General features: G+C 67.1%; 18 protein-coding genes and 1 pseudogene. 7 read left to right on the forward strand and 12 right to left on the reverse strand.

Going from position 1 to position 19,459, the window contains the following annotated elements:
* Positions 1-68: 68 nt before the first annotated feature.
* Positions 69-1,187, reverse strand: a complete 1,119-nt coding sequence (locus tag G9E11_RS11495; RefSeq protein ID WP_190605667.1) for a zinc-dependent metalloprotease — start codon at positions 1,185-1,187, stop codon at positions 69-71.
* Between the two features lie 57 nt (positions 1,188-1,244).
* A complete protein-coding gene (dacB, locus tag G9E11_RS11500; RefSeq protein ID WP_190605669.1) occupies positions 1,245-2,747 on the reverse strand; it encodes a D-alanyl-D-alanine carboxypeptidase/D-alanyl-D-alanine endopeptidase in 1,503 nt (500 codons plus the stop codon).
* Between the two features lie 154 nt (positions 2,748-2,901).
* On the opposite strand from dacB, the gene G9E11_RS11505 reads away from it, so the two are divergent.
* A complete protein-coding gene (locus G9E11_RS11505; RefSeq protein WP_190605671.1) occupies positions 2,902-3,390 on the forward strand; it encodes an inorganic diphosphatase in 489 nt (162 codons plus the stop codon).
* Between the two features lie 195 nt (positions 3,391-3,585).
* On the forward strand, positions 3,586-4,185 hold the full coding sequence (locus G9E11_RS11510) for a hypothetical protein (protein WP_190605672.1): 600 nt from the start codon (positions 3,586-3,588) through the stop codon (positions 4,183-4,185).
* Positions 4,186-4,213: 28 nt separating this feature from the next.
* On the opposite strand, the gene G9E11_RS11515 is transcribed toward G9E11_RS11510, so the two are convergent.
* Together G9E11_RS11515 and serS are read right to left on the reverse strand one after the other, a co-directional pair.
* Positions 4,214-5,059 carry an HAD family hydrolase gene (locus G9E11_RS11515; RefSeq protein ID WP_190605674.1) on the reverse strand — a complete coding sequence of 282 codons (846 nt, stop codon included), beginning with the start codon at positions 5,057-5,059 and terminating at the stop codon, positions 4,214-4,216.
* 139 nt (positions 5,060-5,198) lie between these two features.
* Entirely contained in the window at positions 5,199-6,479 is a 1,281-nt protein-coding gene (gene serS / locus G9E11_RS11520; protein WP_190605676.1) for a serine--tRNA ligase, read from the reverse strand.
* Positions 6,480-6,534: 55 nt separating this feature from the next.
* On the opposite strand from serS, the pseudogene G9E11_RS11525 reads away from it, so the two are divergent.
* Positions 6,535-7,557: pseudogene (locus tag G9E11_RS11525) on the forward strand (diacylglycerol/lipid kinase family protein); the annotation flags it as partial.
* 50 nt (positions 7,558-7,607) lie between these two features.
* Here the strand turns inward: G9E11_RS11525 and G9E11_RS11530 are convergent.
* The 3 genes from G9E11_RS11530 to G9E11_RS11540 all read right to left on the reverse strand — a co-directional run bounded on the left by G9E11_RS11530 (position 7,608) and on the right by G9E11_RS11540 (position 9,267).
* Positions 7,608-7,823, reverse strand: a complete 216-nt coding sequence (locus tag G9E11_RS11530) for a hypothetical protein (protein WP_190605680.1) — start codon at positions 7,821-7,823, stop codon at positions 7,608-7,610.
* Between the two features lie 92 nt (positions 7,824-7,915).
* Positions 7,916-8,893: a prephenate dehydratase gene (gene pheA / locus G9E11_RS11535; protein WP_190605682.1), complete on the reverse strand. Its 978-nt coding sequence runs from the start codon at positions 8,891-8,893 to the stop codon at positions 7,916-7,918.
* Between the two features lie 47 nt (positions 8,894-8,940).
* The gene (locus G9E11_RS11540) at positions 8,941-9,267 is read right to left on the reverse strand and encodes a rhodanese-like domain-containing protein (RefSeq protein ID WP_190605685.1); all 327 of its coding nucleotides are present in this window, start codon (positions 9,265-9,267) and stop codon (positions 8,941-8,943) included.
* 122 nt (positions 9,268-9,389) lie between these two features.
* Between G9E11_RS11540 and G9E11_RS11545 the strand changes: the two genes are divergently transcribed.
* Positions 9,390-10,820, forward strand: coding sequence for an amidase (locus G9E11_RS11545; protein ID WP_190605687.1), 1,431 nt, complete (start codon positions 9,390-9,392; stop codon positions 10,818-10,820).
* Positions 10,821-10,862: 42 nt separating this feature from the next.
* The gene (locus G9E11_RS21500) at positions 10,863-11,708 is read left to right on the forward strand and encodes a phosphotransferase (protein WP_190605689.1); all 846 of its coding nucleotides are present in this window, start codon (positions 10,863-10,865) and stop codon (positions 11,706-11,708) included.
* Between the two features lie 99 nt (positions 11,709-11,807).
* On the opposite strand, the gene G9E11_RS11555 is transcribed toward G9E11_RS21500, so the two are convergent.
* Both G9E11_RS11555 and G9E11_RS11560 read right to left on the reverse strand, forming a co-directional pair.
* Entirely contained in the window at positions 11,808-12,350 is a 543-nt protein-coding gene (locus G9E11_RS11555) for a DUF4190 domain-containing protein (RefSeq protein WP_190605691.1), read from the reverse strand.
* 89 nt (positions 12,351-12,439) lie between these two features.
* On the reverse strand, positions 12,440-13,387 hold the full coding sequence (locus G9E11_RS11560) for an NERD domain-containing protein (RefSeq protein ID WP_190605693.1): 948 nt from the start codon (positions 13,385-13,387) through the stop codon (positions 12,440-12,442).
* Positions 13,388-13,791: 404 nt separating this feature from the next.
* Between G9E11_RS11560 and pgm the strand changes: the two genes are divergently transcribed.
* Positions 13,792-15,453: a phosphoglucomutase (alpha-D-glucose-1,6-bisphosphate-dependent) gene (gene pgm / locus G9E11_RS11565; RefSeq protein WP_190605695.1), complete on the forward strand. Its 1,662-nt coding sequence runs from the start codon at positions 13,792-13,794 to the stop codon at positions 15,451-15,453.
* A 218-nt stretch (positions 15,454-15,671) separates the two neighbouring features.
* On the opposite strand, the gene G9E11_RS11570 is transcribed toward pgm, so the two are convergent.
* Complete coding sequence (locus G9E11_RS11570; RefSeq protein WP_190605697.1) at positions 15,672-16,277, reverse strand: malonic semialdehyde reductase; 606 nt, start codon at positions 16,275-16,277, stop codon at positions 15,672-15,674.
* A 276-nt stretch (positions 16,278-16,553) separates the two neighbouring features.
* On the opposite strand from G9E11_RS11570, the gene G9E11_RS11575 reads away from it, so the two are divergent.
* Positions 16,554-17,906, forward strand: coding sequence for a uracil-xanthine permease family protein (locus G9E11_RS11575; protein ID WP_190605699.1), 1,353 nt, complete (start codon positions 16,554-16,556; stop codon positions 17,904-17,906).
* 40 nt (positions 17,907-17,946) lie between these two features.
* Here the strand turns inward: G9E11_RS11575 and G9E11_RS11580 are convergent, their stop codons facing one another.
* Entirely contained in the window at positions 17,947-18,495 is a 549-nt protein-coding gene (locus G9E11_RS11580; RefSeq protein WP_190605702.1) for a hypothetical protein, read from the reverse strand.
* A gap of 48 nt (positions 18,496-18,543) precedes the next feature.
* Entirely contained in the window at positions 18,544-19,443 is a 900-nt protein-coding gene (locus G9E11_RS11585; RefSeq protein WP_190605704.1) for an SDR family oxidoreductase, read from the reverse strand.
* Between the last annotated feature and the right edge of the window lie 16 nt (positions 19,444-19,459).

Genomic DNA, 19,459 nt, shown 5'->3' on the forward strand with positions numbered 1-19,459 from the left:
CGGCCCGGCCGCCGCCGGCCGCTGGGGACAGGGGCGCCTGCAGTGTTGGGGAGGTGCTGCACGGAAACCTAGAAACCCATCCTGTCGAGCCAGATCCGGGCGTTGTGGATCTCCTCCTCGGTGGGGAGGTTCGCCGGAGCTTCCCAAACGCGGTTGAAGCCGTCCATCCCGGCCACGTCCACCACAGCCCGGACGAACTTGGCGCCGTCGCTGTACTGCTTCATCTTGGCGTCAAGTCCCAGCAGGCTGCGGATGAACTTCTCGACGACGCCCCTGTCCTTGCCGCGGGCGTTGAACCGCTGCCGGATGGTCTTCACGGACGGGACGATGCTGGCGTCCACGGCGTCCATCACCACGTTGGCGTGGCCTTCGAGCAGGCTCATGACCGCCGTGAGGCGGGACAGCGAGGCCTTTTCCTCGGGGTCCTGCAGGAGATCGAGGATGGCGCCCCGGCCAGGAGTGGAACCGGTGGCGGCGCGGTCCTTGAGCGAGCGCGCCGCTGCTGAAGCGCGTTCCATCAGGGAGTCCACGTTGCCCAGCAGGTGCCCGCTGAGGTTGTCGATCTCGTTCAGCATGTGGTGCCGGAGCCAGGGTGCCGCGGCGAACTGCACCCGGTGCGTCTGCTCATGCAGGCACACCCAGAGCCGGAAGTCCGTGGGATTCACATTGAGTTCCCGCTCGACGGCGATGATGTTGGGCGCGACGAGCAGCAGGCGGCCGCCCGACGGCGCCAGCGATCCTTCGGCGAGGGCGGCGAAAGGATCATACTGGCCCAGGACCTTGCTCGAGAGGAATGCCAGCACGGCGCCGAGCTGGCTGCCGGTGATGGCGCCGCTGACAGTGGCGGCTCCGGGGCTGATGGTGCCGCGGCGGCTTTCCAGCATCTTTTCGATTGCGGGCTTGAGCATCACCGCGAAGCTCTGCGTGTTGGCCTTCGCCCAGGAGGCCCGGTCCACCACCAGGACTGATGAGTCACGCAGGTCGCGCGCGGCTTCCAGCCCGGTGATCTGGTGCACGTGCGGAACGGAGGCATCTGCCAGCTCGCGCAGCTGGGAGACGGCGTCCCCGATCTCGGCGGCAGTCAGCGACGGGCCCGGCGGAGCCAGCCGTGCTGCGGCGGACGCGGCAAGGTCCCAGTTGATGAGGGCCTGGGCCGGGGCGGATGACTGGCTTGCAGTGGACTCCATACGGTCCATCAGAACATACCCGCCCGTCAGCGCGCCTTAAGTTCGCTGACCGGCGAACTAGCTGCAGCCGCAGCCGGCCAGCGCTGTGGCCGCCGTGTCCAGGGCCGGTTTGTTGCCTTCGGCTCCCGGCGTCAGGCCGTTGCCGATGAAGGAGAACACCAGGAGCCGCCCGTCGGCGTCCACCACGTACCCGCTCAGCGCGATCACCGTGTTCAGGGTTCCCGTTTTGGCCCGCACCAGGCCGGCGCCCTCGGCCGTGGACTCGTCGATGTATCTGTCCCCGAGCGTGCCTGTCAGCCCCGCCACGGGGAACCCCGCCAGCGCGGCCCTGAGCCGGGTGTCCTTGCCGTTGGTGATGGCACGCACCACTTCAGAGAACTGGCGGGCGGATACTTGGTTGGCGAGGGCCAGGCCGGAAACATCGGCGGCGACCATCCCTTCCGTGGGAATGCCCAGGCCGGAGAGCTGGCCCAGTACGGCGGCCTTGGCCGACTCGATGGTCGCAGGCTGGCCGTCTGCCACCGCGGTCATGCGGCCAAGGGTTTCGGCGAGGTAGTTATCTGAAGTCTGGAGCATGAGGTCCACCTGCTGGCTGACCGTCGCGGACTGCTCTTCGGCGAGGACTTTGGCGTCCGCCGTCGGCTTTCCGTCAAGACGTACGACGGCGGGTGCCACCGTGAGGCCCGCGGCCGCCCCGGCCGCTTTGAGGCCGGCGGCGAACGCCTCCCCGGCGGAGATGGCGGCGTCCTGCGGCCGGGGTGACGTGGTGTCTGCAGGATCAAACCGTGCCGAATTCAGGGCGAGCGGAAACAGCGGGGCCGTCTCGCCGGCGGCAACGTCATCCGCGCTCCAGGCCGGGTTCAGCGCAGGCCCGGTGAAGAGGGAATCATCCACAAGCACCTGGACCTGTCCTTTGAAGCCGCCCTTCCGCAGTGAGTCCACAGTCAGTTTGGCCAGCGTGCCGAGCCCGGCATGCCCCATGACTTTGTCCTCGGCGGATTCGCCGGCACCGAGCAGGACGTCGCCGCCGCCCACCAGCACCACGGATCTCGTGGCGGCAGCAGCCGACGTTGCCGCTGCAACCGGTTCGGCGACCACCTTTGTGCTGAACCGTTCCTCGGGGCCGATCCCCCGCAAAGCGGCCACGGCGGTGAGGAGCTTCATGTTGGAGGCCGGGATCCTGTTGGCGGCGCCTTCCCGGTCATAGAGGACCTTGCCGGTGGCGGCGTCCTGGACCACGGCCGTGAAGGAGCCGCCGCCGTCGGTCTTGAGGACGGGGTCCAGCCGGGCAGCAACATCGGCGGGAACCGGCACCGGAGCGGCGGTGCTGAGCGGATCGATCCCTTTCGGCACGGACAGGCGTTTCGGGACCAGCTGCCAGGCGGGGGTCTGGGCAGGCTGGGCCGTCGACCGGGCCGGGCCGGTGAGCGCGGGCGCAATGAGCAGCCCTGCGGGAATGGCCAGCGCCAGGAGGAGTACCGTGATCAGGAGTGTGGGCCAGCTCCGGACCACTGTGGAAAGCCTGCCGCGGCCGCTCGCCGTGCCCCTGGTGCCGCTCATGCTGCTGGTCCTCAAAGTCCTGAAATTACCCCATTAGTTCCTGAAACCTGGGCCTCTCGCTATATCCTCAATAGTAGTCGGCGGCACCGACGGTCCATTTTTGGTTGATCATCGCGTGTGCCGCGAACACCAAGCAATCGCCGAGGAGCATTCCATGAAGCATGACGTGACCATCGAGATCCCCAAGGGATCGCGCGTCAAGTACGAAGTCGACCACGAGACCGGCCGAGTCCGCCTGGACCGTGTCCTCTTCACTTCCATGCAGTACCCCACCCACTACGGCTTCTTCGAGAACACCCTCGGCGAAGACGGCGACCCGCTGGACGCACTGGTGCTCCTGCAGGACTTCGATCTGCACCCGGGCGTCATCGTCGAGGCCCGTCCGATCGGCGTCTTCAACATGACGGACGACGGCGGCGGAGATGCCAAGGTCCTCTGCGTTCCGGCCGACCCGCGGTTCGACCACATTCAGGAAGTCAGCGACGTCAACGAATTCCTGATCAAGGAAATCGAGCACTTCTTCACCCGCTACAAGGACCTGGAACCCGGCAAGTGGGTCAGGGCCGAAGGCTGGGCCGACCGCGCTGCTGCCGAAGCCGAACTTGAGGCTTCCATCAAGCGTTACGTGCCCGCAGCACACTAACGTTCCATCAAAACCTGGGCCCATGCCGCCAGGGTTCCCTGGCCGAGCGAAGCAAGGTTAGGCGGCGGTGGGGAGGCGGCCGGTACTGTTCCAAACGAACGGTACCGGCCGCCGTCGTTGTTTGCGTGAGATCCGTAACGTCCCGTCGGCTCCCAGCTTGCCTCGACGGGGCCACCGGGTAGTCTGATGTCCACCATGTTCACGCTGACTATCAATCAAACAGACAGCCGGCGCGACGGCGACCGGGTCCCGCATCTCCTCAAGGACCTGCGGCATATCCCGGCGCGACTGGACTTCGACCGCTCCGTGGAGGACGAGGTGCAGGGCATCGTGGATTGCCCGCACCAGGCGGTGGATGCCGCCCTGATCGCACTCCGCTGCGGGAGCTGGTACGTGGGGATCGGCGTGGGCCCGGTGAATGAGCCGCTGCCGAACCAGATCAAGGACGCCAGCGGGCACGGCCTCATCTACGCCCGCCGCGCCGTGGACCGCCTCCACAACAGCAAAGAGCGCATCCCCGTGGCCGTGGAGGGTCCCCTGACGGACGTCGCGGCGGAATCCGAGTCGGTGCTCCGCCTGCTGGGCCACATAGTCCGGGACAGGAGCGAGGCCGAGTGGCGCGTGCTTGACCTGATGACCCCGGGGGTGCGCGGCCAGCAGAAGACTGTCGCCGCCGAACTCGGCATTACGTCCCAGGCTGTCAGCAAGGCTGTGGCGAGGTCGCAGTGGAACGAGGAGCACGCAGCCCGGCCGGCAGCGGCAAGGCTCCTCTCGATGATCCTCGACGTGCGGTAGAGCCGCCAGCTACAACTAAAGCCGCCTGTTACAAAAGGCTGCGCAGCACGTGGGCGGCGCCGTCGTCGTATACCGACTTGGTGACCTCGTCCGCCGCGGCGACCACTTCCTCCGGAGCCTGGCCCATGGCCACCCCGCGGCCCGCCCAGGTGAGCATCTCGATGTCGTTTCGGCCGTCGCCGATGGCAACCGTCGCGGCCGGATCGACGCCAAGGCGGCTGCGGAGATTCTCCAGCGCGCTGGCCTTGGTGACTCCGGCAGCCGCGATATCCAGCCACGCGGTCCAGCCCACCGAGTAGGTCACACCGGCAAGGCCGATATGCTCGATGGCTTCGTTGAACTCCTCCGGCGTGTTCTCCGCACTGAAGACGACGACGCGGACGGCCGTGGCCTCGAGCATGGTTTGGAAGTCCACGCCGATGGCCTCGACACCGAAGCTCGCGTCCTGGAAGCGCTCGGTGGAGAGGAAGTTCCCGTCCTCGTCCTCCAGCGCATATTTCGCCGCCGGCAGGCGCTTGCGGAGGGCGCGAAGCGCCGGGCCAGGATCAAAGGTGGCCTTGTGGATGATGTCGTAGCCGCTCGGCAGTCCGGGGTCCAGGCGCAGCGTCACGCCGCCGTTGCAGCAGACAGCGTAACCGCGGTCCAGGCCGATCTGTTCGAGGATGGGAAGGGTCGCGTTAAGCGAGCGTCCGGTGGCGATCATGACCTCGTGCCCGGCCGCCACCACAGCCTGTGCGGCGTCGCGGACCGGAGCGGACATGTGGCCGTCGTGGTCTACCAGGGTGCCGTCCACGTCCAGGGCGATCATGAGTTTCTGTTGTGCTTCTCGCCGGTCTTCGATGCCGGCGGCTGAGGATTCAGTCAATGTAGTCATGCTTCCTAGTAGAGCAGGTGCCCCTGACACCAGCTAGGACGCAGAGCACAGCAGCGTGTGAACAGCGGGTAAATACTCACAGGTTGTCCCGGTGTGAGTATTTACCCGCCAGGCGGACTTCCGCTTAGAGAACCGGCTCCTAAAGAACGGGGAGAACCTCAAGGCCGCCGAGGTACTTCTGCAGGGCCGTAGGCACGTTGACCGAGCCGTCGGCGTTCTGGTGGTGCTCCAGGAGGGCCACGATCCAGCGCGTGGTTGCCAGCGTGCCGTTGAGTGTGGCCACAGCACGGGTGCCCTTGGGGCTGCCGTCCTCGGTGAACACGCGCTCACGGATGTTCAGGCGGCGCGCCTGGAACGTGGTGCAGTTGGACGTGGACGTCAGCTCGCGGTACGCGCCCTGCGTGGGGACCCATGCTTCGCAGTCGAACTTGCGGGCCGCGGACATGCCGAGGTCGCCGGCGGCGGTGTCGATCACGCGGTACGGAAGCTCGCACTTGGCCAGCATCTGCTCTTCCCAGGCCAGCAGGCGCTCGTGTTCGGCCGCGGCTTCTTCCACCGTGGTGTAGATGAACATCTCCACCTTGTTGAACTGGTGGACGCGGATGATCCCGCGGGTGTCCTTGCCGTGCGAACCGGCCTCGCGGCGGTAGCAGGAGCTTTGGCCGGCGAAGCGGATGGGGCCGGCGGAGAGGTCAAGGATCTCGTCCGCGTGGTATCCGGCGAGGGGCACCTCCGAGGTGCCCACCAGGTAAAGGTCGTCCTCGGCGAGACGGTAGATCTCGGCGTCGTGCTTTACGTCGAATCCGGTGCCCTGCATTGTCTCGGGGCGGACGAGGGTGGGGGTGATCATGGGGATGAAGCCTGCCTCGATCGCCTGTTCCATGGCCATCTGCAGCAAGGCCATTTCCAGCCGGGCGCCCACGCCGCGGAGGAAGTAGAAGCGTGCCCCGGAGACCTTCGCGCCGCGCTCCATATCGATCGCGCCGATCAGCTCGCCGATTTCGAGGTGGTCGCGGGGCTCGAAGTCAGGGAATTCGCGCGGCGCGCCCACGGTCTTGACCACAACGTAGTCGTCCTCGCCCCCTGACGGCACGCCGTTTTCAATGAGGTTGGGGATGGTGCGCAGCAGTTCTTCCTGCTTGGCCTGTGCTGCGTCGGCCTCGGCCGAGGCGGCCTTCACCGCACCCGCAAGTTCGCGGACCTCGGCTAGCAGCGCCTGCTTTTCCTCGCCCTTGGCCTGAGCCACCTTCTTGCCGAACACGTTCTGCTCGGCGCGGAGGTTCTCAAAGCTGATCAGCGCTGTGCGGCGGGCGGCGTCTGCGTCGATGATCGCGTCCACCAGGGTTTCGTCCGCACCGCGGGCGCGCTGGCTGGCGCGGAACTTGTCCGGATTTTCGCTGAGGTCTTTTACGTCGATCACCAGACAAGGGTATCGAATCTGCGGGACACTCCGGGCGGGATAGTGTTGGAGCACCATGAGCGACCTGCTTCTTTACGTCTTGATCGCTGCAGCGCTGGCCTTCGCCGTCTCCAGTTGGTGGGGCGTGCGCAGGCTGAAGGCCCTGCATGTCCGCAGCGCCGTGCGGGAGGCGGCCCACGAACACGGCCTGGAACGCCAGCGCGTCGCCGTCATCCTCAACCCCATCAAAGCCAAGGCCGATGAAGCCCGCGCCACCATCCAGCGCGCCTGCCTGACTGCCGGCTGGGAGGAGCCGCGGTTCTTCGAAACGACTGTAGAGGACCCGGGCCACTCGCAGGTCCGGGCGGCGCTGGAGTACGGGGCCGACGTCGTTCTTGTGGGCGGCGGCGACGGTACAGTGCGCGTGGCAGCTGAGGCCCTTGCGCACACCGGGGTGGCCATGGGCCTGATCCCCCTCGGCACCGGCAACCTGCTGGCCCGCAACGTGGACCTGAACGTCTACGACCTGTACGGCAACATCCAGACAGCGCTGTTCGGCCACCAGCGGTTCATCGACACTGCGCGGATGGAAATCGAGAACTCGCTCACCGGCCACTCCTCGAGCCACTCGTTCCTCGTCATGGCCGGCATCGGCATGGACGCCGAGGTTGTGGGTGACACGAACGATGGCCTCAAGCGCGCCGTCGGCTGGCTTGCCTACACGGAAGCAGGAGTCCGCCATCTTCCCGGGCGCAGGAAGAAGGTAGCCATCTCGCTGGATGACCAGCCTGACCAGTCGAGGAAGATCCGCAGCGTCCTTTTTGCCAATTGCGGCCTGGTGCCGGGCGGCATCGATTTCATCCCGCAGGCCATGATCGACGACGGGATGCTGGACGTGGTGGTCATGAGCCCCCGCAGCGCCTTGGGCTGGCTGGCGATGTACGCCAAGATCCTGTTCAAGCACAAGCGGCATCTGCCCGTCATGAGCATGTACCGTTCCGGCAAGGTGGTCATCAGGTGCCCGGAACCCATGCCCACCCAGCTCGACGGCGACACGTCGGGGGACGCCACGAAGGTAACGGTCCAGGTGGAGCCGGGATCGCTGCTGGTGCGGGTCAGGGAAGAAACCGCGCGCCTGGGGACGCGCCCCTAGGCTGACTGCGCGGTGCCTGCGTGCTTTGCGGACTCGGCAGCGGCCTTAGCGGCTGCCCGGGCCTCGGACTGTTCGCGGATCATGGCCTGCTCCTCTTCGAAACGCAGGCGGTCCGCACGATCGGCCTCATCCCCGTCCCAGTCCTGGTTCTCAGCTGTGGGCTTTGGGTTGACAATCATTCCCTGGCCGTCATTGTCATTCTTGTCCGACATGACCCGCTCCTTTCGCTGGGGCCATCCCTTTGTTGATCATGCAAGCATACGCACAGCAACATTTGCAGGGAAGTGCCCCGCGGGGCATTTATCTACGCTGAAGGCGAAGCTTCCACCGGCAACTCCGAACCCAGGGATCCGCCACCGAGTATCCCTTTGACCCAATCATGCGCTGCCCGGAATGCCTCGTCGGACGTGTGCTCGGGCACTATGGCCGCCTGCGCATCGGCACGGCCGTAGGAACCGAGGAACCGCGTGGCGGGGCTGATGCGGTGCAGGCCGGCGAGGGCGTCGGCCACCCGCGCATCGCCTACGTGGCCGTCGGCGTCGATGCTGAAGAAGTAGTGCCCCAGGTACTGCCCAGTGGGCCTGGACTCAATGCGGCTCAGGTTAACGCCCCGGGTGGCGAACTGGTCCAGGATTTCCATCAGCGCGCCCGGCCGGTCCTCGGGAAGGGGCACCACGACCGTTGTCTTGTCCGCGCCGGTCCGGGCCGGCAGGACGCCCGGACGGCCGACCAGGATGAACCGGGTCACGGCGCCGGGATTGTCACCGATGTTCTGGGCCACCACGCTGAGTCCGGGCTGCTCGGCGGCGACAATCGGCGCGCAGATGGCGGCGTCATAGTGCCCATCATCCTCCAGCAGGCCCATCGCAGCGGCGGCCGTAGAAGAACCCGGAATGTATTCTGCGCCGGGAATATGTTCGTCTACCCACAGCCGGCACTGAGCCCAGGCGTGCCCGTGCGTGGAGATCCGGCGGATCCGGGAAAGCTCGACGCCGGGCCGCGCCACCAGCACGAAGCTGATGGGCACGAGGGCCTCACGGATGATTCGGAGCTCCTGCCCGGTGGCAATGGCATCCAGGGTGGCCGTGACGCCGCCCTCCACCGAGTTCTCGATGGGCACCATCGCCGCATCGGCCGACCCGTCACGCACACGGTCCAGCGCCGCGTTGACGTTGGAGGACGGGATGCGCACGGCTTCGGCCGCATCCGGAACCTGCAGGAGCGCCGCCTCCGTGAACGTGCCCTCGGGGCCGAGGAAGGTGTAGGTACGGCGGGCGGGCATGGTATTCCTTTGCGGGTATGGGAAGGGCAGAGCGACGGCGAAGTGGCCTACAGAACCACGGGCTTGAGGCCGTTGTCGGACACCAGCGGCTTGCCGGATTCCAGCCACTGGTCCATCCCGCCGGCCACGTTGACCGCCGTATACCCCTGGCCCACCAGCCACTGGGCTGCGCGGAAGGAACGCCCGCCGGTGCGGCAGATGACGTACAGATCCTCGTCCGGATCGAGGTCGTCCAGCTTGCCGGGCAGCTGGTCCAGGGGGATGTGCAGGGCGCCCTCAGCGTGCCCGGCCGCCCATTCGTAGTCCTCCCGCACGTCCAGGATGGTGGCATCCGCGGGGACGTCCGTCACGGTGACGGTATCGAAGTCGCTCATGGGAGTCCTCTCCTTGGCCTCAAGCTTTCAGCTCCAGCGTATCGCCAGCGCAGCACCCCGTACCCTTCGGCCGGCACAGGTTACGCTGGTCCGAAGCCCGCGAGCCGCCGCAAAGGAGCACAGTGTCCGCCCCACACCGCCTCGCTGACATCCATCGACTGCCGGCAGTGCAACTGCGGGCCGCCCTGCGTTCCGGGGAGGTCTCCGCCCGCGAAGTCACGGCGCATTTCCTGGCGCGGATCGAGGAATCGAACCCGAGGCTGGGGGCCTTCATCACCGTCACCGGGCCGAGGGCGATGGCCGAGGCCGCCGCCGCAGACGCTCTGTTCGCCCGGCGTCACCCGGACCAGCCGCTCCCGCCCCTGCACGGGATCCCGGTCGCCTTCAAGGACCTCACGGATGTTGCCGGTGTGGTCACCACCCACGGCAGCGCAGCGCTGGACCGCCGTCCGGCCCCGGCCGACGGCGCCCTCGCCGCAACCCTCAGGGGCGCCGGTGCAATCTCCCTCGGCAAGACGCAGGTTCCCGAATTCGGGCTGACGGCCTACAGCGAAAACCGCATCGCACCGCCGTCGCGCAATCCCCATGCCCTGAGCAGGAGCTCGGGGGGTTCGTCCGGCGGCAGCGCCGCTGCCGTGGCGGCGGGACTGGTGCCGTTCGCACCCGGAACCGACGGCGGAGGATCTATCCGAATCCCGGCGGCGGCATGCGGCCTGCTGGGCCTGAAACCCGGCAGGGGCGTGGTCCCTGCGGGTGAAAGCAGCGGGGACCCCGCCGGACTGGTGGTGGCCGGACCGCTTGCGCGCTCTGCGGGCGATGCCGCATTGCTGCTGGACGTCCTGGCCTCCAACGGCGCCAACTATTTGGACGCCGTAGGCCGCGCGCCCGCTCCGCTGCGGATCGGCGTCAGCCTGGACAGCCCCTGGGCCGGAATTTTCCCGTTTACCCCTGACCCGGAGGCACTGGACGCGCTGGACGCCGGCGTCCGGCTGCTCACCGCGGCCGGGCACGACGTCGCCGAGGCTGAGATCCGGTACGACAACCGTTACCCCGACGCGTTCACCACCGCCTGGACGGCAGGAGTGGGTGCGGCCCGGATTGCGCCGCACCGCGAGGCCCTGCTGACGCCGCTGACGCGCACGTTCCGGCGGCGCGCGCAGCAGCGGAGCGCCGCCAAGCTCAACGAATGCCTGGCGTTCCTGCGGCAATTCGCGCGCGACACCCTGGCGCAGTACTCAGCCTGGGACCTGATCCTGACGCCTGCCCTGGCCCAGACACCGCGCCCGGTGGGCTGGTTCACCGGGTCGGGCCACGGGGACGGCCGCTGGCCGGCGTCGGAATGGGCAGGCGACGCCGACGGCGACTACCGCAGGCAGTGCGAGTTCGCACCATGGTCATCCATGGTCAATGTGTGCGGCCTTCCGGCCGTCAGCATTCCCGTGCACTGGACCGGGGGCAGCCCTGGAGCCGGACTGCCGATGGGCATCCAACTGATCGGCCGGCCCGGCTCGGAGGCGCTTCTCCTGCAGGTTGCGGCCCAGCTGGGGTTCTGAGCGCCTCCTCGGGTTCCTCTTGCCCGGGCGTACGCTTGCCGGGTGGATCCTGGAACGCGCCTCCCTGCCGAGAACCGCATCTACATTCCTGCCCCCGGCGAGGAGAGCGACGTCGAACTCCTGCCGGCAGGCGACGTCACCGACGGCGTGGTGCGGGTTGGCGGAACGGTGCGCCGGCCGCACCAGCCGCAAAGCTATGCCGCGGCGGATTACCTGGACTGGCTGGAGGACGCCGGCTTCGAGGGATCGCCCCGATTCCTCGGCCGGGACAGCGCGGGCCGTGACGTGCTCACGTTCCTTCCGGGCACATGTGCCGGCGCCGTGCCTGAACAGTGGGCGCAGTCAGAGGATCTGCTGCGCTCCGTGGCCTGCTTCCTCCGCCGGCTGCATCAGACGTCCGCAGGATATACCCCGTCCAGGCATCCGTTCCCGCCACGGCCGGTCAGGCAGGACCCGGGCACGCTGGTCTGCCATCTCGATGTAACCCCGCAGAACGTTGTGGTCCGCGGGGGCCCCGCCGCAGGACTCATCGACTTCGACCTCGCCGGACTCAGCACCACCTATAAGGATTCCTACAACACTGCCATGCACTGGGTTCCGTTGCGGGATCCGGCCGATGCGTGGGCCGGCTGGGAAATGGCGGACCCCTTCCGGCGGCTCAGGATTTTCGCTGACGCCTACGGCTGGACACCGGAAGAACGACGGCGGCTTCCACAGTTCGGAGCGGAGGCCGCGGAGCTCTCGCTCGAACGCATGGAGCATAACGCCCGGAACCTCGGAGGAGGCTGGGCACGCATGTGGCGCGACGGAGTTGGCGAAGTGATCAGCCGCCGCCGGCAGTGGCTCGAGGACAACGAGGCAAGGCTGACGGCAGCACTGACACGCTAGCCTGGCCAGATCACGGCCTACGGTCAGATCGTGCTGGGCTTCGTTCAGATCGCGCTGGGCTTCGTTCAGATCGTGCTGGGCTTCAGGTAGTGCTGGGCTTCAGATAGTGCTGGACGTGCTTGCGACGCTCGCCAGGATGGCCAGCCCCACAATCGCGAGGACCGTCAGGACGAGGCCGAGATACCCCATCACCAGGCCGGCAATGGCGAAGCCGCGGCCTGACGGTTCACGCCGCAGCGCCATGTGGCCCAGGATCACGGCGGCCAGCTGCGGCAGGATGAAGACCCCGAAGCCTAAATAGACGGCAATGCCGCAGCACAGACTCGCAATGCTGAGACCCTTCGGCTGGGGCGCTGCACCGTAGTACGACGGCTGGCCGTACGGGCTGGAATACTGCTGATTGTACTGCTGGCCATATTGTTGCCCGTAGTGCTGGCCGTAGGGGCTCACCGGCTGGCCGTAGGCACCGCCGGTGCCCGCGTCAGCGTGCTGCCCGCCAAACTGCTGGCCGGGCGGGGAATACAGCGGCGGGTTGTACAACGGCGGGGCCGGAATGTCCGAACCCTGCTGTTGACCGTACGGCGGTTGCTGGTGGGTGTCCGGTTTCGGCTCGTCGCCGGTTCCGGGACGCTGCTCTGTCATGGAAATCCCCTCATTCTGTCCTCAACAGAACACTACCGCCGTCCCCGGCCATTTATGCCGGGGGCATCTGATCAGGGCACTGGCCGCCCTTACTTGGGGAGCAGCTCCCACAACAGCCACAGGGGCGGCGCCAGCAGTGCAGCTGATACGAGACCCGCGACGAGCGACCGTCCCACCACCCGAAGCACGGTACCCGGCCGCTGATCCCGGCCATACCGGTAGTGCGGTGGGGCGGGACGCTTGTGGGCCGGACGCCGGAGCGCTGCCCCGGACGTGTTCGCGTCATCCGTTCCCTTGGTGCTCGGGCGGCCTGTGGCCGGGCCCCTGGCTGGGCGGTACGCAGGGTTCCGGACAGGGCCGGCCTCCGGCACCTGCGGACGGGTTAGAAGTTGCCCGAGTTGTGCGTAGAGCCGCAGGACCGAAGGCGCATCCAGCACGTCCGGCAGGCCTGTCACGGCGGCCGCCAGGCCGTCGATCCCCCGCACGTCGATGCCCGACCCGGTGGTGCCCCGCAGTTCCGGCTGGGCTGTCAGGCAGATCAGCGAGCGGACCAGCCTCCGCCACGGCGCCGGCAGGACCGCGGCCACCGCGGCTGCCTGCGCCAGCGACGTCTCCACCGCCGGGAACCGGTCATGACCGTTTTGGAGGAGCGCGCCATCCACGACGTCGATGTGGCCGGACCAGTTCTTGACGCTGACCACCACCACACCGCCGGGTCCCACCAGCACGTGCTCCAGCCGGGCCAGCGGGCGGCCGGGCCAATGAACGTCGTGAAGGAGGAACCAGCCGTAGGGCCCCAGCTCGGCAAGCCGTTCGGCCACCAGGTGGCTGCTTTGCTCCGCACCGACAGAACCGGCACCAACAAGGCCGGATCCAACAGGAACCACTCCGGCCTTGCCCGCTCCAAACTGGCCAGCAGGACCGAAGCTCGCGCCCTCAACCGGGCCCCCGCCGCTGGGGGCGAGGTCGCGCTTCAGCCGCGCGATCCGTTCGGAGGCGAGCCTCGTCCGTTCGAATGCTGCATCTCCAGCCCCCATTGTTCACCTCTGCATTGCTCGCTCGTCTTCCGAATGACCGGCCCAATTCAACCGAACCACATCACCCGGCCGTAAATTTTCCCGGCCCAATGGCCGGACGAATTGCTGGCCCCAGCGGGCGGAATTAACCCTCCCGCGGATGGCACGGCTAGAAATTCAGCCACAGGCTCCCGGGACGTTTCCGCTGGTCCGGACGCCCGGCGTCGTACTGGCACCGGGTGTTCCTGCCGTTTGAACGTAACAGCCCCCTCAGGGGCGGGTATATAAGTACTTTTTCCGCACTACTCAGTTTTTTCTTCCGGATAAATGCAAGTAGCGCCGCAATTTCGTGACATTCTGCGTCACAGGGGCCGGATTCCGGACACTGCGTGTTGACCTTCGCCGTCGTCTGGCATGCTGGTGCCATGGCTAGCCGAGCGGGCACAGTTGCCCAACCCCAAGACCTTGTCGACCTGACCGCACTGCTCGACGCGTACTACGACGTCAAGCCTGACCTGGGGGATCCCGGCCAGCGCGTGGCATTCGGAACCTCCGGGCACCGCGGCTCAAGCCTGAAAGCGTCCTTCAACGAAGGGCACATCGTGGCGATCACGCAGGCGATCGTGGAGTACCGCGCCGGGCAGGGCATCACCGGCCCGCTGTTCCTGGCCAAGGACACCCACGGACTGAGCGAACCGGCGCAAAACTCCGCCCTTGAGGTGCTGGCCGCGAACGGCGTGAACGTCCTCATCGACGCGCGTCACGGCTACACCCCCACCCCGGCCCTCAGCCACGCCATCCTCACGTACAACAACAACGCCCCTGCCGGAGCGCCGCAGGCTGACGGCATTGTTGTCACCCCCAGCCACAACCCGCCGGCCGACGGCGGCTTCAAGTACAACCCTCCGCACGGCGGCCCGGCCGACACCGACGCGACGGGATGGATCGCCAACCGCGCCAACGAACTGCTGGAGAACGGGCTCCGCGGCGTGAAGCGGATTCCGCTGGCCCAGGCCCTCGAGGCCGAAACCACCGGAAAGTTCGATTTCCTCAGCAGCTATGTGGACGATCTGCCGTCCGTCCTGAACCTGGACGCCATCCGCGACGCCGGCGTCCGGATCGGCGCCGACCCCATGGGCGGCGCGTCCGTGGATTACTGGGGTGAGATCGGCGAACGCCACCAGCTGAACCTCACGGTGGTCAACCCCACGGTGGACCCGCAGTGGGCCTTCATGACCCTGGACTGGGACGAGAAGATCCGGATGGACTGCTCTTCGCCGTCGGCCATGGCATCCCTCATCAACCGGATGGCGGTTGGTGCGGACGGGTCCACCGCGTTCGATGTCGCCACCGGGAATGACGCCGACGCCGACCGGCACGGCATCGTTACCCCTGACGGCGGACTGATGAACCCCAACCACTACCTCGCGGTGGCCATCGACTACCTGTACCGCAACCGCAGCGGCTGGAACCCGAACTCCGTTGTGGGCAAGACCCTGGTGTCCTCCTCGATCATCGACCGCGTGGCCGGCGGCCTGGGCCGCAAGCTCGTGGAGGTGCCCGTGGGCTTCAAATGGTTCGTCCCCGGCCTGCTCTCCGGCGAAGGCGCATTCGGCGGCGAGGAATCCGCCGGCGCTTCGTTCAACAAGCGCGACGGCAGCGTCTGGACCACGGACAAGGACGGCATCCTGCTGGCGCTGCTGGCCTCGGAGATCACGGCCGTCACCGGCAAGTCGCCGTCGCAGCTCTACAAAGGCCTCACGGACCAGTTCGGGGCGCCGGTGTATGCACGGATCGACGCCGCCGCCACCCGGGACCAGAAGGCGGCGCTGGGCAAGCTGTCGCCGTCGGACGTCACTGCGACGGAACTGGCCGGCGAGGCCATCACGGCGAAACTGACCGAGGCGCCGGGCAACGGCGCATCCATCGGCGGACTGAAGGTGGTCACCGAGAACGCGTGGTTCGCGGCCCGCCCCTCCGGCACCGAGGACGTCTACAAGATCTACGCTGAGTCCTTCAAGGGCGCCGACCACCTCAAGCAGGTCCAGGCCGAGGCCAAGGCGCTGGTGGACGGGGTCATTTCCTAGGAGATTACTGGTTCCCTAGGAACAAGAAAGCGCCGGATGGCTGTTGGCCATCCGGCGCTTTGCTTATGCTCAAGAAGTCCAAACAGGACTAACATGGGAAGTGGCCCGGATGCATGCCTTGCAGTTTTGACTGCAGAAATACTGTCCAGAATGCCTCCGGAATGTCCCCCATATTGCCGGAGGCATTCCGTGTTCGGAGGCTGTCCGTAACCCGGTCCTTAGACCGTGCGGACCACGTCCTCGTAGGCGAACTTGGGCTTTGCTTCGCCCCAGGCCTCGGGGCCGGGCTGGCCGATGTTCACCACCAGGAAGCTCTTCTGGTCGCCTGCGGGGAAGAACTCCGCGTCGATGGCGGGGAAGTCCGCGCCGGTCATCGGGCCGGCGGCGAAGCCCAGCGAGCGGACGGCCAGGATGAAGTAACCGGCCTGCAGGTGGGCGTTGTTGTTGCCCGTGGAGGTGGCCAGGTCCGGTGCGGCGTCATACATGGCCTTGGGGGCGTTGTAGCCGGGGAGGAAGTTGTCCCACTGCTCCTGCCAGGCGGTGTCGTAGCTGAGGATCGCCACCAGGGGTGCGGAGGCCGTCTTGGCCCGGTTCCCTGAGGACAGGGCAGCCACGAGCTTGGCGCGGGCGTCCTCCGAGCGCACGTAGGTGACGCGCAGCGGCTGGGAGTTGAAGGCGGTGGGGCCGAACTTGGTCAGTTCGTAGATGGCGCGGGCCTGCTGCTCGCTGACCTCGCCGGTGAACGCGTTGGCGGTGCGGGCTTCGGCGAAGATGGCATCCACGGCGGCGGAATCGATCACTGCTTCTTCATGGGCGATTGTCATTCGCGCCCCTTTCACTATGCCGACATACGCCTGCGGCGCAGCCGGACAGTCCTGGTTGCTTTCGTTGGGTTCAACCGTATCCAGCGGCGCACTCTTCCCGGAATGGACAAATAAGCGGCGTGACGTTTCACACACCGCGGCACCCCTTTGCGTGCTGCACAGTGCTGCGGCGGCTGTTGGCCGGATGCCCTCTCGTGCCCGCGTCCGGCGGGGTATTCTTGCTCCTGAAGATCCAGCCCGGCGAGCGGGCAAACTCCCCTCCGAAAGGCCCCGCCAATGAGCATGCTCGGAACCAAATGGAAGCTGCACGGCAACGGCAAGGCCGTACGTCCGGGCGAGGTGGTGGCTCCCGGCGAGCGGCTCGCGTGGCCCATCACCATCGGCGTGGGCATGCAGCACGTTGTGGCCATGTTCGGCGCCACCTTCCTGGTGCCGATCATCACCGGAATGCCGCCGGCCACCACGCTCTTCTTCTCGGGCATCGGCACACTCCTGTTCCTCGTGATCACCCAGGGCCGCGTTCCCAGCTACCTTGGCTCGAGCTTTGCGTTCATTGCGCCCATCACGGCGTCCCAGCAGCAGTTCGGCATCCCCGGGGCGCTGGGCGGCGTGGTGCTGGCCGGCGCCGGCCTCGCCGTGATCGGCGCGATCGTGCAGAAGTTCGGCGCCGGCTGGATCAACCGGCTGATGCCGCCGATTGTCACGGGCGCCATCGTGGCCCTGATCGGGCTCAACCTGGCTCCTGCCGCCAAGAACAACTTCGACGCCGCCCCCGTAACGGCACTAATCACGCTGGCCACGATTATCGTGGTGAGCGTCCTGTTCCGCGGAATCATCGGCCGCCTCAGCATCCTGGTGGGTGTGCTGGTGGGCTACCTCGTGGCCATGCTCCGCGGCGAGGTGAGCTACGACAAGATGGACGCCGCCGCCTGGGTGGGACTCCCCCACTTCCAGACGCCCGAGTTCCACATCGGCGTACTGGGCCTGTTCGTGCCGGTGGTCCTGGTGCTGGTGGCCGAAAACATCGGCCACGTGAAGTCGGTGTCGGCCATGACCGGCCAGAACCTGGACGGCGTCTCCGGCCGTGCCCTGATGGCCGATGGTGCCGCCACGGTGCTCGCCGGCTTCGGCGGTGGTTCGGGTACCACCACGTACGCGGAGAACATCGGCGTCATGGCGGCCACCAAGGTCTACTCCACTGCCGCCTACTGGGTGGCCGGCATCTTCGCCATCCTGCTGAGCTTCTCCCCCAAGTTCGGCGAACTGATCGCCACTGTCCCGCCGGGCGTGCTGGGCGGCGCCGCAACCATGCTGTACGGCATGATCGGCATCCTCGGCGTGAAGATCTGGGTCCAGAACAAGGTCAATTTTTCGAATCCGGTGAACCTGACCACGGCCGCAGTTTCCCTCATCATCGGCATCGCGGACTACACCTGGACCGTGGGGGACCTGAAGTTCACGGGCATCGCGCTCGGATCCGCCGCGGCCCTCGTGATCTATCACGGCATGAAGGCCATCGCGAAGGCACGCGGCACCGCTGCCGAGCCCGAGACTGAGCAGCAGGGCCTGCCGCCAGCCGCCAAGGCAGCAATCAACGCCGCGGCAAAGAGGCAGCCCAAGAAGCGTTAAACGCTTCCTGGACTGCCTCCGAAATCACTCCGCGCCGGGCCTACCCGGCGTCGAACGTTTCGTCGTCGTCGTTGGGTGACTCCTCCTTTGGCAGGTCGTTTCCGCTGCCGTCCGGAATACCGGCCGCCTCCTGCCCGGGCTCCGAGGAAAACTGCCCGGCGCCGGATTCGTCCGCGTTGCCTTCGTCGATCTCGGCGTCCGCCGAGGGCACGGCCGTGTCCCTGTCCTCCGCGCCAGCCCCGGGCGAGGCGTCCGGATCGCGCGGCAGCGGTGACTCACCGGGGACCGGGTCAAAGCCCGCCACGTTACTTTCACCCTCGGCGTGGAGCTGGTCATCGGTTCCGCCGAAGCGACCGGCCCCGGGTTCGCCCGAGCTGTCCTGGTCCTCCTCCGCGAAGTGGCTGAGGTTCGGGGTGCCGGTCTGGAAGGTCTCTCCCTCGGGGCTGTTCTGGTTCAGGCCCGCAGCGTCGAAGTCTTCCTCCTCGCGGGGCTGGGCAAACTGCCGGCCGCCGGCTTCCTGCTCCGCGGTGGGCGTGCCGTAGCCTCCCGCTTCCTCTTCAGGGGCTGCTTGCTGGTTGTCCTGGCTCATCTGTTCCTCCTGCTTGGTGGGAATGCTTGGCTGGGAATTGCTGGAAACTCAAAGACCCTTGCCGCCGGTGACAGGGACCACCGCGCCGGACATGTACGAACCGGCGTCGGACGCCAGCAGCACGTAGGCGGGGGCGAGCTCGGCGGGCTGTCCGGCGCGCTGCAGCGGGGTGTCCTGGCCGAACTTGGGCAGCTTGTCTGGCCATTCGGTGGCGGGGATGAGCGGGGTCCAGATTGGCCCGGGCGCCACGGCGTTGACGCGGATCCCCTTGGGTCCCAGTTCCTGGGCGAGGGCCTTGGTGAAGGCCACCTGGGCCGCCTTGGTCATGGCGTAGTCAATGAGCCCGGGAGACGGATTGAATGCCTGGATGGAGGCCGTGGTGATGATCGAGGCACCGGCCTTTAGGTGCGGCACCGCGGCCCGGGCTGTCCACAGCAGCGAGTACAGGTTCGTCTTGAAGACGCGGTCGAACTCCTCGGTGGGCAGGGACTCAAGGCTGTCGCGGTTCTTCTGGTACGCCGCGTTCAGCACCACCACGTCGAGCCGGCCAAACTCGGCAACGGCGTCCTCGACTATCGATGTGCTGAAGTCCTCGTTCCTGCCCTCGCCCGCGAGGAGCAGTGCCCGCCGGCCAGCCTTGCGGATCCATTCGGCTGTGTCCTGCGCGTCGTCCTCCTCTTCGGGGAGATAGGAAATGGCGACGTCGGCCCCCTCGCGTGCGAAGGCGATGGCCACCGCCTTGCCGATTCCGGAGTCGCCGCCCGTGATGAGCGCCGCCTTGCCCTCCAGCGCCCCGCTACCCTCGTAGCTCAGCTCGCCGTGGTCCGGCTGCGGATCCATCGGTGCCGTCAGGCCCGGCTGCTTCTGCTCCTGCTCGGGGAAGGGCCCTGAGTGGTACGTTCCCCGGGGATCACCGGGCTGGTCGGACTGCTTGGCTGGGTCGCTCATTATCCACCTGCTCACA

The sequence above is a fragment of the Arthrobacter ipis genome (assembly GCF_014694315.1).
In the GTDB taxonomy this organism is placed as follows: Bacteria; Actinomycetota; Actinomycetes; order Actinomycetales; family Micrococcaceae; genus Arthrobacter; species Arthrobacter ipis.